This window comes from Streptomyces pratensis, from assembly GCF_016804005.1.
Classification (GTDB): domain Bacteria; phylum Actinomycetota; class Actinomycetes; order Streptomycetales; family Streptomycetaceae; genus Streptomyces; species Streptomyces pratensis_A.
Genome location: NZ_CP051486.1, coordinates 4769758 through 4784883 on the forward strand (window position 1 = coordinate 4769758; position 15126 = coordinate 4784883).

Sequence of the window (15126 nt, forward strand, 5' to 3'; positions counted from 1 at the left end):
ACAGCGACCCGATAACCACAGATCCGCCTCAGTTCGATTGGCTGTACGAGGTACAGGCGTGCTTTGATCCTGGGCCATACGGAAGCCGCACCACGGGTTCCCGTATAAAAGCAATTTCCATACGAAGGGCAGCGCTCATCATGAACTACACCCCCCAGGTCGAGACCGCCGAGATCTCCGACAGCGACCTCGACAACGTCTCGGGCGGCCTCGTAGGCGGCCTCGTCGGCAACGTCACGGGCACCGTTGAGGGCATCGTCCCGGTCGCCGGCGTCGTCGGCTCGGTCACCGGTCTCGTCGAGGGCGCCACCGGCGTGAACACGGGCGCGGTCACCGGCCTGGCCTCCGGCCTGACCGCCGGTCTCTGAGACACGGCAGTACCCCACCGAGCCCCGGAGCCGATCGGTTCCGGGGCTCGGTGCCGACCGCTGACAGGTGAGGGAAGAGTTCCGTGCAGTTCCGCCAACAGGCCCTTTCCAAGCTGCAGTCGCCCGAACAGCTCGATCTTCCGGTGCGCTTCGCGCGCCCTCAGGGCCTGCTCGTCCTCTGTGTCACCGTCGTCGTGATGGCCGCCGCCTGCTTCTGGGCCGCGACGGGTTCCGTCGCCAGCACGATCGACGCGCCCGGCATCCTCACCCACTCCCGGGGCAGTTACCTCCTGCAGAGCCCGGTCGCCGGGCAGGTCACCGAGGTGCTCGCCGAGGAGGGCGAGACGCTGCCCGGCAACTCCCCCCTGCTCAAGGTCCGTACGGAGCAGGGGGAACGCGTCGTCCGTACGATCGACGCGGGCCGGCTCACCTCGGTGACCGCCACGATCGGCGCGGTGGTCACCACCGGCGCGGATGTGGCGAGCGTCGAACGGGTCGACGGTGCGGACGACCCGCTGGTGGTCCTGCTGTACGTGTCCGGCAGCAGTGCCGCGTCGGTACCGGTGGGCGCCTCCGTCGACCTCACGGTCCAGTCCGTGCCCGCCCAGCAGTACGGGGTGCTGCGCGGAAAGGTGGCCGCGGTCGGCAGGGCGGCCCGGACCCAGCAGCAGATCACCCGCTTCCTCGGCGATGCCCAGCTCGGCGAGCAGTTCTCCCGGCACGGCAGGCCGTTGGCGGTACTGGTGAGGCTCGAACGCTCCGATTCCACGGAGTCCGGCTACCGCTGGTCCTCGACCGAGGGCCCTCCCTACGCGATCGGCTCCATGACCCTGGCCACCGGCTCCATCCGTCTCTCCGACCAGCGCCCGATCGATTGGCTGCTCCCGTGACCGCGCCGCACCCGTCCCCCGACGCCCAGCAGTTGCCTCCTCCCGGCCGCGGCAGGCACCGCCCGGAAGGAGCCCCGGGCAGCAGGCGGCGGTCACGCCCCGCGCCGAAGCCCGCGCGGACGAAGACGGTGCACACCCCCACCGTGCTCCAGATGGAGGCCCTGGAGTGCGGTGCGGCCTCACTGGCGATGGTCCTCGGTCACTACGGCCGCCATGTGCCGCTGGAGGAACTGCGGATCGCCTGCGGCGTCTCGCGTGACGGCTCGCGTGCGAGCAACGTGCTCAAGGCCGCTCGCAGTTACGGTCTCCAGGCCAAGGGCATGCAGATGGAACCCACGGCCCTGGTGGAGGTCCAGGCACCCGCGATCCTTTTCTGGGAGTTCAACCACTACGTCGTGTACGACGGCGTGGGACACCGTCTCGGCCGACGTGGCGTGCACATCAACGACCCCGACAAGGGACGCCGGTTCGTACCCACCGAGGATTTCGACACCAGCTTCACCGGGGTGGTCCTCGTCCTCGAACCCGGCGAGGACTTCCGCCGCGGCGGCCGGAAGCCCGGCGTCATGGCCTCGCTCCCGGCCCGGCTGCGCGGCACCACGGGCACGATGCTCGTAGCCCTGCTCGCCAGCCTGCTGCTGGTGGCCGTCGGGGCTGCGCTGCCGGCCCTGAGCCGCACATACATCGACATGTTCATGATTGGCGAACAGACCTCCCTGCTGGGAGTGCTGTTCGCCGCGATGGGCACCATGGTCGCCCTCACCGCCGTACTGACTTGGCTGCAACAGGCGAATCTGCTGCGCGGGCGCATCATCTCCTCCACGCTGGGCAGCGCGCGTTTCTTCCGGCATCTGCTCCGGCTGCCCGTCACCTTCTTCTCGCAGCGCAGCCCCGCGGACCTTGTACAGCGCCTCCAGTCGAACGACGCCGTGGCCGAGACGCTCGCCCGGGATCTCACCGCGGCCGGCGTGGACGGCATCGTCGTCCTCCTCTACGCGTTCCTGCTCTGGACGTACGACCCTCAGCTGACCGTCATCGGCGTGGGGATCGCGCTGCTCAACATCGTCGCGATGCGCGTCGTCGTGCGGCTGCGGGCCACCGGCACCCAGAAGCTGCGGGCCGACAGCGCACGGCTGACGAACACCTCGTACACCGGTCTCCAGCTGATCGAGACGATGAAGGCGACGGGTGGTGAGAACGGGTACTTCCGCCGGTGGGCCGGGCAGCACGCGACGACACTGGAGGAGCAGCAGCGACTCGGGGTGCCGAGCGCCTGGCTCGGCATCGTCGCCCCCGCCCTCGCGACGCTCAACAGCGCGCTGATCCTCTGGATCGGCGGGCTGCGGGCCGTGGAGGGGCACATCTCGATCGGTCTGCTCGTCGCCTTCCAGGCACTGGTGACCCGCTTCACCGCGCCGCTCACCCGGCTCAACGGAGTGGCGGGCCGGGTCCAGGACTTCGCCGCCGACGTGGCCCGTCTCAAGGATGTCGAGAACTTCCCGGTCGACCCGCTGTACTCCCGCCCGGAGCCGGCCGCGAGCACCCGCCGCCTCAAGGGCCACGTGACGCTGGAGGACATCACCTTCGGCTACAGCCCGCTCGACAAGCCGCTGCTCACCGGTTTCTCCCTGTCCGTGGGTCCGGGGCAGCAGGTGGCCCTCGTGGGTGGTTCGGGCAGCGGCAAGTCCACGGTCTCACGGCTCATCTCAGGGCTCTACAGCCCGTGGGAAGGCACGATCCGCATCGACGGGCAGCGCCTGGAGGACATACCCCGGGGTGCGCTCGCCGCGTCCGTGTCCTTCGTCGACCAGGACGTCTTCCTCTTCGAGGGGACGGTCCGGGACAACGTCGCACTGTGGGATCCCTCCGTCCCGGACGAGGCGGTGACCGAAGCCCTGCGGGACGCGGCACTGTACGACGTCGTCGCCCGCCGCCCCCGCGGCATCCACAGCAGGGTCGAGCAGGACGGCCGGAACTTCTCGGGCGGGCAGCGTCAGCGCCTGGAGATCGCCCGGGCGCTGGTGCGCCGTCCCAGCGTCCTGGTCCTGGACGAGGTCACCAGCGCGCTGGACGCCGAGACGGAGCGCGTCATCATCGACAACCTCCGGCGGCGCGGCTGTGCCTGCGTCGTGATCGCGCACCGGCTGAGCACCGTGCGCGACAGCGACGAGATCGTGGTCCTCGACCACGGGACGGTCGTGGAGCGCGGCCGTCACGAGAATCTGGTGGCCGCCGGCGGCCCGTACGCCGAACTGGTCAGGGAGCACTGACATGGCATCCGTACATCCGCTCGCGGGCACGGAAACCCCGGGGCAGGACCCGGTCATCGGCGCGCTGGGTGCTCTCGGCGAGCAGGTCGACTGCACCGGGCTGCGGAGCCTGTCGCTGGAAGGGCCCCAGGTGCTGTGGCTCGTCGTGGGCGGCGCCCTCGACCTGTTCGCCGTGGACGCGGTGGAGCAGGGGCACTGGCACTTCCTGGGGCGGATCGAACCGGGGACCCTCGTGCTCGGACCGGTCGCGGGCCCTCAGCACACCCTGGTCGGCCGGCCCCTTCAGGAGTGTGTCCTGCGGCGGATCCCGCTGCGTGAGCTGTACCGGCCGGATCACGCCGGCCAAGGGGCGTACGAAGGGCAGTACCGCAGCCGTTACGACACCGGTGACGCCACGCTGAGCCTGCTGGAGCACGCCTTCTCGCTCGGTGTGGGCCGCAGTCAGCGGGTGCTGTTCGAGGCCCCGCTCGACGGGCGCACCACCCTCGACGAAACGGTGGGCGACGACGACATCCTGTGGCTGCCGGTGTCGCCCGGCAGTGTGCAGTACGGAGCCGCGTTCAGCGCCGAGGCCGCGGGCGATCTGCTCGTCGACCCGGCGATGTGGCAGGGAATGGTCAACCAGCAGTACCGCCTGTTGTCGGCGCTGGACCGCTGGATCGAACAGCTGGAGCGCGCCCACGAGGACCGGACCGCCGCGGGCATGAAGGCCGGCGAGGCGGTCCGCAAGGAGGCCGATCATGCCCTGCTGACCTCGATCGGGCGTTCCGGAAGGGGTACCTCGCGTGCGTCGGGCGCCTCGGACGACGCGGTGTACGCGGCCTGCCGTCTGGTGGCCCGGGATTCCGGGATCGTCCTGGCGGAGCCCGCGACAGGCGGGGCGGTGAGCGACCGGATCGACCCGGTCGAGCGTGTGGCAGTCGCCTCGCGCGTCCGCACCCGCCCGGTGCGGCTCGACGGGCGCTGGTGGCGGGAGGACTCGGGGCCGCTCGTGGGGCACCGGGCCGCGTCCGGAGCGCCGGTCGCCCTGCTCTGGCGACGTGGCCGCTACGAGGCGGTCAACCCTCTGACCGGGAGGCGCAGCCGCGTCGACAGCGACTCCGCGGAGGAGTTCGACGAGCGCGCCGTGATGTTCTACCGGCCGCTGCCGGAGAAGCCGTTGAGCAGGCGGCAGCTGCTGCGCTTCGGGCTCTTCGGCACCCGGGGCGACCTGCGCAAACTGGTGTCGGCCGGGCTGGTGACGGTCGCGCTGGGGTCACTTGTGCCGATCGCGACCGGCAAGGTGCTCGGCGTGTACGTGCCGAACGCCCAGAACGCCCTCATCGTGCAGGTGTCGCTGGCCGTCATCATCTCGGGTGTCGTCTCGGCCGCCTTCATGCTGCTGCAGAACCTCACGATCCTGCGGATGGAAGGGCGGATCGAGAGCACGCTCCAGCCCGCGGTCTGGGACCGGCTGCTGCGGCTGCCGACGAAGTTCTTCACGGAGCGCTCCACCGGAGAGCTCGCGAGTGCGGCGATGGGGGTGAGCTCCATCCGGCGGGTGCTGTCCGGCACCGGCCCGGTCGTGGTGCAGGCGGGCACGCTCGGGGTGATGAATCTGGGCCTGCTGCTCTGGTTCAGCGTGCCGCTGGCGCTCACCGCCGTCGCGATGCTGGTGGTCATCGCGGGGGTGTTCCTCACCATGGGCATGTGGGAACTTCGCTGGCAGCGCCGGCTGGTCGAGCTGGGTAACAAGCTGAACAACCAGGCGTTCCAGACGCTGCGCGGACTGCCCAAGCTGCGGGTGGCGGCTGCGGAGAGCTTCGCGTACGGGGCGTGGGCGTCGGAGTTCGCACGCAGCCGTGAGCTGCAGAAGCGGGCGGGCCGGATCAAGAACCTGACGACGGTCCTCAACGCGGTCTACCTGCCGCTGTGTTCGCTGGTCATCTTCGTCCTGCTGGCCGGGCCCGCACACGGTTCGCTGACGGCCAGTGAGTTCCTCACCTTCAACACGTCCGTGACGATGCTGCTGACGGCCGTCACCCAGCTCACCGGGGCGTTCGTGTCCGCCGCGGCGGTGCTGCCGATGTTCGAGCAGATCAAGCCGGTGCTCGACGAGGCACCCGAGGTGCGCGGTGCCAGCACCCAGCCGGGCGAGCTGACCGGGGAGATCGAGGCGAGGGGTGTCACCTTCCGCTACTCCGACGACGGTCCCGTCGTCCTCGACGAGGTGTCGCTGACCGTGCGGCCGGGCGAGTTCGTCGCGATCGTGGGCCCCAGCGGCTGCGGCAAGTCGACGCTGCTGAGGCTGCTCATCGGCTTCGACAAGCCGGTCTCGGGCAATGTCCTGTACGACGGCCAGGATCTGACGGCGCTCGACCAGGCGGCCGTACGCCGTCAGTGCGGGGTCGTCCTGCAGAACGCCCAGCCACTGTCGGGGTCGATCCTGGACTGCATCTGCGGTGCCGAGGTCTTCACCCAGGAAGAGGCGTGGGAGGCCGCCGCGATGGCGGGGCTGGCCGAGGACATCAAGCGGATGCCGATGGGGCTGCACACGATGATCTCCGGCGGCGGCTCGATCTCCGGGGGGCAGCGCCAGCGGCTGATGATCGCCCAGGCGCTCGTCCGGCGCCCGCGCATCCTGTTCTTCGACGAGGCCACGAGTGCGCTGGACAACGAGACCCAGCGGACGGTGATCGAGAGCACCCGGTCGCTGCGGGCCACCCGTGTGGTGATCGCGCACCGGCTGTCCACGGTCATGGACGCCGATCGCGTGATCGTCATGGAGGACGGCCGGGTCGTCCAGGAGGGGCCGCCCGCCGAGCTCCTCGCGGACACGGCCGGGCGGCTCCACGAACTGGTGCGGCGCCAGATGAACTAGGGGCTTCCGTGCGGACCGGCCTGGATCAGGGGACGACCGGGCGCCGGCGGCCCGGTCGGTTCCTGGCCGGCCTCGCCCGCGCGGAAGGTACGGCGGTAGGCGGCGGGCGTGGTGCGCAGGGCCTCGTGGAAGCGCCGGCGCAGGTTGACGGCCGAGGAGAGCCCGACCCGGTGCGCGATGGTCTCCACGGACAGGTCGGTCTCCTCAAGCAACGCCCGGGTGGCGGCGATCCGCCGGTCCAGCAGCCAACGTCCGGGGCTGGTGCCCAGCTGCTCGGTGAAACGCCGGGTCAGCGTGCGGGGGGAGACCTGTGAGCGGGCCGCCATGTCGGCGACGGCGACCGGCTGGTCCAGCCGCCCGGCAACCCAGTCCAGCAGTGGCGCCAGCGAGTCGGGGACCGGTCCGGAGGTGGGCAGTTCGGCGTACTGCAACTGGCAGCCCTCGCGGTGCGGCGGCATCACCATCCGGCGCGCGATCCGCATCGCGTACGCGGCGCCCTGGTCGACGCTCACCAGGTGCAGGCAGAGGTCCACACCGGCCGCCGATCCGGCGCTTGTGGCCACGTCGCCGTGGTCCACGTAGAGCACCGCCGGGTCGACCAGGACCCGCGGGTGGCGGGCGGCCAGTTCGGCGGCCCGGGCCCAGTGCGTGGTGGCCCGTCGGCCGTCCAGCAGCCCGGCGGCGGCGAGCACGAAGGCGCCCGAGCAGATACTGACGATCCGAGCTCCACGCCGGTGCGCCCTGCGGACCGCCGCGACCAGCGCGGGCGGCACCTCGGTGCCGTCCGGCTGCTGCCAGCCGGGGATGAGCACGGTGTCCGCGCGCCGCAGCGCGTCCAGGCCCTCTGTGACCAGCATGTCGTAGCCCGCCTGGGTGCGGACCGGTCCAGGGGTCCCTGTGCTGACCTCGAACGAGTAGCGGGCGGGGATCGCGGGTCCGTGGTCGCCGAACACCTCGGCGGCGCAGGCCAGGGAGAAGGTGGACTGCGGGGGTTGCAGCACGGCCACGACCCGGTGCGGCGGCGAGGGCTTCGGCAACTGACGCGGCGTCATGGCGCGAAAGTACCCCATCATGTCGTTCAGGACACTGGAACGGGCCGATTGGTCCATACCAGTATGCGAGCTGTGACCACCTCGAAGACACAGACCTCCACCCGGACCGATCCGCCGGCCGCGCGGCCCCGGTGGTGGGACCGCCGCTTCACCTTCTTCTTCACCGCCCGCACGATCTCGTTGTTCGGTGACGCGATGATGCCGGTGGCCGCCGCACTCGCCGTCGGCGCGCTCTACGGGATCTCCGGGGTCGGCCTCGTTCTCGGCACCTGGACCGGGACGTTCGTGGTCCTGGTCCTGTTCGGCGGGGTGTTCGCCGACAGGTTCGGAGCGCGCCGGATGATGATCGGTGCCGATGTCGTCCGGGTGCTCACCCAAGGTGTGCTGGCCGCTGCGTTCTTCGCCGGGCCGCCACCGCTCTGGCTCCTGGTGACCATGGCGGCCCTGGCCGGGGCGGCGGTCGCGATGTTCCTGCCGGGGGCGAACGGCATGGTCCCGCTGGTGGCCCGCGACCCGCAACGGGCCAACGCCACGCTCAAGGTCGCGGACGCGCTCGCCCACCTTCTCGGCCCGGCCTTCGCGGGGCTGCTGATCGCGCTGGCCAACGCCGGGACCGTGTACGCGATCGACGCCGCGACCTTCCTGCTCAGCGCCCTGTGCCTGGCGCTCGTCCGGCCGGCATCCCCCGGCACTGCCGTCGACTCCTCGGCCCGCGGCGGCAGTTCACTGCGCCGTGACCTGTTCCAGGGCTGGCACGAGTTCCGCTCCCGCACCTGGATGTGGGCCGTGATCCTCATCTGGATGGGCTACGGCGTGCTGCTCTTCGGCCCGCTCGTGCCGCTCAGCTCTGCGCTGGTGGGCGCACGTCTCGGCCCGGACGCCTATGGTCTGGCCGTATCCTTCCTCGGCATCGGGACGGTGCTCGGCGGCCTGCTGGCGCTGCGTCTGCGCCCGGCCCGGCCGCTGGCCGCCGGATCGGTGGCGATGACGGTCTACACCGCGCTGCCGCTCTGCGTGGCTCTGGACGCCGGACTGCCGGTGCTGCTGGCGGGCCACGTCCTCGGCGGCGGCGCGCTGGCGTTCTGGTCGGTGATGTGGGCGACCAGCGTGCAGACGCACACCCCGCCCGCCGCGCTCAACCGGGTCTCCGCGTACGAACTGGCCGGCTCGGTGTCCGGCATCGCGCTCGGCCAGATCCTGGCGGGACCCGCCCTCGCCCTGGCCTCCCCCGAACGGCTGCTGCTGGTGTCCGCGGGGGCCTGCCTGGCGGGCTGCGTCGCACTGATCGCGACCCCGGCGATCCGCACGTTGCACCGCGCGGCTCCCCCTGCCGGAGGGAGACGGGGAGAACCGGGAGGCCCGTCGCGCGCGGGGTGAGGGCGGCGGACCCGGCCCTGCGGCGGCCGGACGCCGACGGCGGCACTGCTAGGAGCGCCGCCCGCCCGGCCTGGGGGGCTCGACCGCGTCGCGGATGCTCGCGCGAGCGGCTGCGGCGACGGCTTCGCCCGTGATGCCGAACTCCTCGTACAGCCGCTCGTAGTCGGCTGACGCGCCGTAGTGCTCCAGGCTGACGATGTGTCCGGCGTCGCCGACCACCTCACGCCAGCCCTGGCCGACGGCGGCCTCGACACTGACGCGGGCACGCACGTCCGGCGGCAGCACGTCGTCCTGGTAGGACAGCGGCTGCTCCGCGAACCATTCGCGGCAGGGCATCGAGACCACGCGTACCGCCAGCCCTTCGTCGACCAGCAGCCTGCGGGCGTCCAGAGCGATGTGGACCTCCGACCCCGTCGCGACGAGGATGACGTCGGGGGCGGCTCCGGAGGTCTCCACCAGGATGTACGCGCCGCGCGCCGCTCCCTCCGCCGGGGCGTGGACTCCGTCGGCCCGGTCGAGCACCGGAAGGTTCTGCCGGGTCAGGACGAGACCGGCGGGCCGGTCGGTGTGCTCCAGGATCGTGCGCCAGCAGACGGTGGTCTCGTTGGCGTCGGCGGGGCGTACGACGTCGAGTCCGGGGATCGCGCGCAGGGCTGCCAGGTGTTCGACGGGCTGATGGGTGGGGCCGTCCTCGCCCAGTCCGATCGAGTCGTGGGTCCACACATAGGTGGCGGGAAGCTTCATCAGGGCCGCGAGGCGGACCGCGGGACGCATGTAGTCGCTGAACGTGAGGAACGTGCCTCCGTAGGGGCGCGTCAGGCTCTGCAGGGCGATGCCGTTGAGTACCGCGCCCATCGCGTGCTCACGGATTCCGAAGTGCAGGGTCCGCCCGTAGGGGCCTCCCGCGAATTCCTCCGTCTGCCGGTCGGCGGGGATGAAGGAGGGCTCACCGTCCATGGTGGTGTTGTTGCTGCCCGCGAGGTCCGCGGAGCCGCCCCACAGCTCGGGCAGGACCGGTGCGAGAGCGGTGAGGACCTTGCCTGACGCCTTGCGGGTGGCCATGCCCTTCTCGTCGGCCGGGAAGGCCGGCAGGGCGTCGGTCCAGCCGTCGGGCAGTTCCTGTTCACGCAGCCGGTCCAGCAGGGCTGCCCGCTCCGGGGCGGCGGTCCGCCAGTCCTCGTAGGTCCGCTGCCAGAGCTTCCGGGCGGCCCTTCCACGCTCCCCGACCGCCCTGGTGTGGGCGAGGACCTCTTCCTCGACGGGGAAGAACACCTCGGGATCGAAGCCGAGGAGCCTCTTGGTGCCGGCGACCTCCTCGTCCCCCAGGGCCGCGCCGTGGGCCTTGCCGGTGTTCCGCTTCGTCGGGGCGGGCCATCCGATGATCGTGCGCAGCATGATCATCGACGGGCGGGACCGTTCGGCCTTCGCCGCCTCGATCGCGGTGAGCAGGGCGTCGACGTCCTCGACGTAGTCGCCGGTACGGGTCCAGTCCACGGTCTGCACGTGCCAGCCGTACGCGGCGAAGCGGGCCGGAACGTCCTCGCTGAACGAGATGTCGGTGTCGTCCTCGATGGAGATGTGGTTGGAGTCGTAGAACACCACGAGGTTGTCCAGTCGCTGATGACCGGCCAGCGACGCGGCCTCGGACGCGACCCCCTCCATCATGTCGCCGTCGGACGCGAGCACGTACACGTGGTGGTCGAACGGACTGGTGCCAGGAGCCGCGTCCGGGTCGAGCAGGCCCCTCTCCCGGCGTGCCGCCATCGCCATGCCGACGGCGGCTCCCATCCCCTGGCCGAGCGGGCCCGTGGTGATCTCGACACCGCGGGTGTGCCGGTACTCCGGGTGGCCCGGGGTCGCCGAGTCCCAGGTCCGCAACGCCTTCAGATCCTCCATCCCGAGGCCGTAGCCGGCCAGATAGAGCTGGATGTACAGCGTGAGGCTGGTGTGACCGCACGAGAGGACGAAGCGGTCCCTGCCGAGCCACTGGTCGTCCTCGGGGTCGTGCCGCATGACCTGCTGGAACAGCAGATAGGCGAGCGGTGCGAGACTCATCGCCGTACCGGGATGGCCGTTGCCGGTCTTCTGGACGGCGTCGGCGGCGAGCACCCGTACGGTGTCCACCGCGCGCAGGTCCACATCGTTCCACCCCGCCCGTCCTGCCTGCGGGCGGGCGAGGCCGGGGTCCCTCGATGCTGTGCTGCCGGAAGAGGATCGCTCGGGCGCCATGGTGTTGTCTCCCTCGGATGTCGCTTCTCGGTTCGACGGGACCGGCCGGTGCGGCTCGCCACCCCTCGCATCCTCTGTTCCCTCGTCGCCCTCCGCACCCGGAGTGGGCCCGGCGGTGCGGTGGGGCTCCCGATGCCCGCCGGACGGCGCGGCGCCCGGCGCGGGTGGCGGTGACGCACCCGTCCCGCCGACGGGTCGCCTACCCGCTGCGGTGCGCGGCAGGCGCGCGGCACCTCGGACGGGCCGGGTGACCCTCATGCCCACCGGCCGCCGGACGGTGGGTCCCGTGGCCGTGGGTGCCCTGCCCCTGCACGGGGCCGACGCCGCCACGGGCCGCCGTCCCACCGGGACCGTCGGCAGGGGTGGCGGCCCTCACCGGCACACCCGTGGACCTGTTCTCGGCGTGGTCGTCGGGCGGCACCCCACGTTCAGGCACCCCTACGGCTTCCGGGCCCGTTCGCCTCCGCCGTGTGCGACGGCTTCCACGCCTGAGGGACGGGCGGCTCACACGGCGGCCACGTCCGTGAACCTGGCCGCGGTGTGCAGCTCCGACTCGATGCGGTCGGCGGCGACGCGGAGCTGGGGCAGTACCTGTTCCAGGCATTCCCCGATCGTCCGGCTGCTGCTGTGCATGGCGACGTTGATCGCCGCGACCGCGGCGCCGGCCCGGTCCCGTACGGGTACGGCGATCGAGCGCAGGCCGGCTTCGAGCTCCTCGTCGACCAGGGCGTACCCCTGCGTGCGCACGCGTTCCAGGACTGCTTCGAGTTCGGTGCGGCGAGTGAGGGTGTGGGGCGCCAGCGGGCGCAGCTCGGCGTGGTCGAGGAGGGCACCGAGTCCGGCGGCGTCCATGTCGGCCAGCAGGACGCGGCCCAGCGAGGTGGCGTAGGCGGGGAAGCGGGTGCCGACGGTGATGTTGACGTTCATGATGCGGTGGGTGGCGGCACGCGCCACGTACTGCACCGAGTCGTCCACGAGGACGGCCAGGGAGGTGGAGTCGTGGATCCGCCCGGCCAGCGCGGCGAGGTGCGGCTCGGCGATCCGCGGCAGGGTGATGCGGGAGAGCGGCGGATATCCGAGCGCCAGGACACGCGGTGTCAGGCGGTGCTCGCGTTCGTCGACCGTCACGTAGCCGAGGTGTTCGAGGGTGATCAGCGCGCGCCGCGCGGAGGCACGGGACAGACCGGTGGCGCGGGCGACGGCGCTCAGCGTCAGTGCGTCGCCGGTGTCACCGAACGCGGTGATCACCGTCAGGCCCCTGGCGAGGGATTCGACGAACTCCCGGCCCAGTTCCTGTTTGGAGGCCGCCGTCCATGAGGCGAGGGGCCCGGGGGTGGGCGCGGAGCCGCCGTGAGGTGCGTCGCGGAGCCGGCGTTCCATGGCGTCGGCGGCTCCGAGGACGCGGGGCAGCAGGCTGTCGCGCAGTCCGTGAGCGCTGTGCCGGCTGGTGTGACTGACCACGCTGAGTACGCACACGATGCTTCCGGCGGGGTCGTGTACGGGTACGGCGAGGGCGAGGAGGCCGGGTTCGATCAGCTGGTCGTCCAGCGCCCAGCCGTCGGCACGGGCCGCGTCCACCCTGTTCTCGAAGTGGTGGTCCGCCGGGTGGGGACGCGGCGGCAGGGACGGGAAGCCCGCTCCCTCCGGGTCCGAGGCCCTCCTCTCCCGCCACGCCTGCCACTGCGCGGGGCCCCAGAGGGTGGCGAAGAGAGCGCCCGGGGCGGTGCGTTCGGCGGGCAGCAGGTCGCCGATGCGGAAGCTCAGTGACATCGCACGGCGGCGGGTGGCCTGGTGCACGAAACGGATGTCCCCGCCGTCGGGCACCGCCAGCGACACGGACTCGTCGAGCTCGTCCGCGAGGGCGTCCACCCGGTCGCCGAGGAGGCCGGGAATACGGATCGACGAGAGATAGGCGTTGCCCAGCTCCATCAGGGGCGGTGCGAGCGTGACGGTCCGGCCGTCGAGCCGGACGTATCCCGTGCGGGCGAGCGTGAGCGTGACCCGGTCGACGGTGGATCGGGCGAGTCCGGTGGCGCGTTCCAGCTCGCTGAGGCTGAGGGAGCCGTCCGCGTCGGTCAGGCGGCGCAGCACGGAGATGCCGCGCATGAGCGGTGCGACGGCCTCCGCCGGCGCCTGGGTGCCGGGCTGGGTGGTCCGGGTCGGTGGCATCTGTTTCTCCGTCGGGTGCGTCCGTGCCGGAGAGACACGGTACGGCGGCAGGCTCCCGGCGGAGACCGCGCCCCGGCCTCCGGGCGCTCGGATCGGGATGCGTCCGACAGGAGCCGGGCCGTTGACAGGGCTCCGATCCGGGCGGCAGACTCCAGGCATCCCAGTGAAGGAAACTTCACTGTGCGAACACAACTGGATGGACGGTCCCATGGACAAGGTGGTCGCGTCGGCGGCACTGGCCGTCGCCGACGTGCTGGACGGCGCGTCGGTGGCAGTGGGGGGCTTCGGCCTCAGCGGTGTGCCGAACGTGTTGATCGACGCCCTGTACGCGAGCGGCGTCAGCGGGCTCGGTGTCGTGTCCAACAACTGCGGAGCGATGGACTCCGGACTCGCGGTGCTGCTCTCCGCGGGCCGGATCAGCCGCGTGACCGGCTCGTACATCGGCGGGAACAAGGAGTTCGCCCGGCAGTACCTCGGGGGTGAGCTCGAACTGGAACTGATCCCGCAGGGCACCCTGGCCGAGCGGCTCCGGGCCGGCGGGGCGGGGATACCCGCGTTCTACACCCCGGCCGGTGTGGGGACGCAGGTCGCCGACGGCGGCCTCCCCTGGCGCTACGACGGCGAGGGCGGCGTGGCCCTGGCCTCCCCCGCCAAGGAGGTGCGTGACTTCGACGGCACCGCATACGTCCTGGAGCGCGGCATCCGCACCGACTTCGCCCTCGTCAGGGCGGCGAAGGGCGACCGGCACGGCAACCTGGTGTTCAACAAGTCCGCGCGCAATTTCAACCCGCTCGCCGCCATGGCCGGCCGTGTCACCGTCGCAGAGGTCGAGGAGCTGGTCGAGCCCGGCGAGATCGACCCGGACCACGTGCACCTGCCGGGCATCTTCGTGCAGCGGGTGGTCGCGCTGACCCCCGAGCAGGCGGTGGACAAGAAGGTCGAGAAGCGGACGGTAACGGAGCGGGAGGCACGGGACTGATGGCCTGGAACCGGAACGAGATGGCGGCGAGGGCGGCCGCGGAGCTGCGCGACGGCGAGTACGTCAACCTCGGCATCGGGCTGCCGACGCTGATCCCGAACCACCTGCCCGAGGGCGTGCACGTCGTCCTGGAGTCCGAGAACGGCATCCTGGGCACCGGCGCCTTCCCGTACGACGAGGACGTCGACCCCGATCTGATCAACGCGGGCAAGGAGACGGTGACCGTCCGGCCGGGCGCCTCGTACTTCGATTCGGCGCTCTCGTTCGGCATGATCCGCGGTGGTCACATCGACGCCGCCGTGCTCGGGGCCATGGAGGTCTCGGCCCGGGGTGACCTCGCCAACTGGGCGGTACCGGGGAAGATGGTGACCGGCATCGGCGGAGCCATGGACCTCGTGCACGGGGCCCGCCGCGTCATCGTGACCATGACGCACACCGCCAAGGACGGCAGTCCGAAGATCGTCGAGGAGTGCACCCTGCCGCTGACGGGCAAGGCCTGCGTCCATCGCATCATCACGGATCTCGCCGTGCTCGACGTGACCGAGGACGGCCTGGTCCTGGTGAAGACCGCCCCCGGGGTGTCCGTCGACGAGGTCCTGGAGAGAACGGCCGCCCCGGTCCGTACGGCCGAGGTGGTCACGTCTTGAGCTTCCGCCCGCGCGACGTGTGCGTCGTCGACTCCGTCCACACCATCGCCCATCAGCTCAAGGCCGCCGGGTCCGGGGCCGGCGTGGCGACGCCGTGCACCGGCGTGGCACAGGGATCCGCGCTGGTACCGGAGGCCCCCGACGCGGACAGGGCTCCCGCGCGCCGGGCGTGAACACTGTGTTCCCGCTGGGCGCGGCCAGGGCGGGAGCCGGCCGGAACGGTGTCGGGTCGGCTCCCCGCTCACGCCTGTCCGCGTCGGGGCCGCGGGCGTCCTGTCGGCGTCA

General features: G+C 71.6%; 11 protein-coding genes. 8 read left to right on the top strand and 3 right to left on the bottom strand.

What is annotated here, in order from left to right; genetic code table 11:
- Window positions 1-140 precede the first annotated feature (140 nt).
- From HED23_RS19335 to HED23_RS19350, 4 genes are all read left to right on the top strand, one after another.
- A complete protein-coding gene (locus HED23_RS19335; protein WP_203184655.1) occupies window positions 141-368 on the top strand; it encodes a type A2 lantipeptide in 228 nt (75 codons plus the stop codon).
- Between the two features lie 83 nt (window positions 369-451).
- Entirely contained in the window at window positions 452-1258 is an 807-nt protein-coding gene (locus HED23_RS19340) for an HlyD family efflux transporter periplasmic adaptor subunit (RefSeq protein ID WP_203184656.1), read from the top strand.
- Complete coding sequence (locus tag HED23_RS19345; protein WP_203184657.1) at window positions 1255-3528, top strand: NHLP family bacteriocin export ABC transporter peptidase/permease/ATPase subunit; 2274 nt, start codon at window positions 1255-1257, stop codon at window positions 3526-3528. Before HED23_RS19340 ends, HED23_RS19345 begins: the two co-directional genes overlap by 4 nt.
- A 1-nt stretch (window position 3529) precedes the next feature.
- Window positions 3530-6388 (top strand): NHLP bacteriocin export ABC transporter permease/ATPase subunit, encoded by a 2859-nt coding sequence (locus HED23_RS19350; protein ID WP_203184658.1) that lies wholly within the window; start codon window positions 3530-3532, stop codon window positions 6386-6388.
- Here the strand turns inward: HED23_RS19350 and HED23_RS19355 are convergent.
- Window positions 6385-7440, bottom strand: a complete 1056-nt coding sequence (locus HED23_RS19355) for a GlxA family transcriptional regulator (protein ID WP_203184659.1) — start codon at window positions 7438-7440, stop codon at window positions 6385-6387. The two genes, HED23_RS19350 and HED23_RS19355, sit on opposite strands and share 4 nt — an antisense overlap.
- A 72-nt stretch (window positions 7441-7512) precedes the next feature.
- Here HED23_RS19355 and HED23_RS19360 point away from each other — a divergent pair, with 72 nt between their 5' ends.
- Window positions 7513-8817, top strand: coding sequence for an MFS transporter (locus HED23_RS19360; protein WP_420803040.1), 1305 nt, complete (start codon window positions 7513-7515; stop codon window positions 8815-8817).
- A gap of 48 nt (window positions 8818-8865) precedes the next feature.
- Here the strand turns inward: HED23_RS19360 and tkt are convergent, their stop codons facing one another.
- Window positions 8866-11046, bottom strand: a complete 2181-nt coding sequence (gene tkt / locus HED23_RS19365) for a transketolase (protein WP_203184661.1) — start codon at window positions 11044-11046, stop codon at window positions 8866-8868.
- Between the two features lie 504 nt (window positions 11047-11550).
- The gene (locus tag HED23_RS19370) at window positions 11551-13215 is read right to left on the bottom strand and encodes an IclR family transcriptional regulator domain-containing protein (protein WP_203184662.1); all 1665 of its coding nucleotides are present in this window, start codon (window positions 13213-13215) and stop codon (window positions 11551-11553) included.
- A gap of 208 nt (window positions 13216-13423) precedes the next feature.
- Here HED23_RS19370 and HED23_RS19375 point away from each other — a divergent pair, with 208 nt between their 5' ends.
- The 3 genes from HED23_RS19375 to HED23_RS19385 are packed head-to-tail and all read left to right on the top strand — an operon-like array spanning window position 13424 to window position 15014.
- On the top strand, window positions 13424-14194 hold the full coding sequence (locus tag HED23_RS19375; protein WP_203184663.1) for a CoA transferase subunit A: 771 nt from the start codon (window positions 13424-13426) through the stop codon (window positions 14192-14194).
- Complete coding sequence (locus HED23_RS19380) at window positions 14194-14841, top strand: CoA transferase subunit B (protein ID WP_203184664.1); 648 nt, start codon at window positions 14194-14196, stop codon at window positions 14839-14841. Before HED23_RS19375 ends, HED23_RS19380 begins: the two co-directional genes overlap by 1 nt.
- Entirely contained in the window at window positions 14838-15014 is a 177-nt protein-coding gene (locus HED23_RS19385) for a hypothetical protein (protein ID WP_203187779.1), read from the top strand. The genes HED23_RS19380 and HED23_RS19385 overlap by 4 nt, the downstream gene beginning before the upstream one ends.
- Window positions 15015-15126 lie beyond the last annotated feature (112 nt).

What these genes read in the sequence shown, in the direction of transcription:
- HED23_RS19335 (WP_203184655.1), top strand. Translation starts at nt 141, where the DNA reads ATGAACTACACCCCCCAGGTCGAGACCGCCGAGATCTCCGACAGCGAC.
- HED23_RS19350 (WP_203184658.1), top strand. Translation starts at nt 3,530, where the DNA reads ATGGCATCCGTACATCCGCTCGCGGGCACGGAAACCCCGGGGCAGGAC.
- HED23_RS19355 (WP_203184659.1), bottom strand. Translation starts at nt 7,440, where the DNA reads ATGACGCCGCGTCAGTTGCCGAAGCCCTCGCCGCCGCACCGGGTCGTG.
- tkt (WP_203184661.1), bottom strand. Translation starts at nt 11,046, where the DNA reads ATGGCGCCCGAGCGATCCTCTTCCGGCAGCACAGCATCGAGGGACCCC.
- HED23_RS19370 (WP_203184662.1), bottom strand. Translation starts at nt 13,215, where the DNA reads ATGCCACCGACCCGGACCACCCAGCCCGGCACCCAGGCGCCGGCGGAG.
- HED23_RS19375 (WP_203184663.1), top strand. Translation starts at nt 13,424, where the DNA reads ATGGACAAGGTGGTCGCGTCGGCGGCACTGGCCGTCGCCGACGTGCTG.
- HED23_RS19380 (WP_203184664.1), top strand. Translation starts at nt 14,194, where the DNA reads ATGGCCTGGAACCGGAACGAGATGGCGGCGAGGGCGGCCGCGGAGCTG.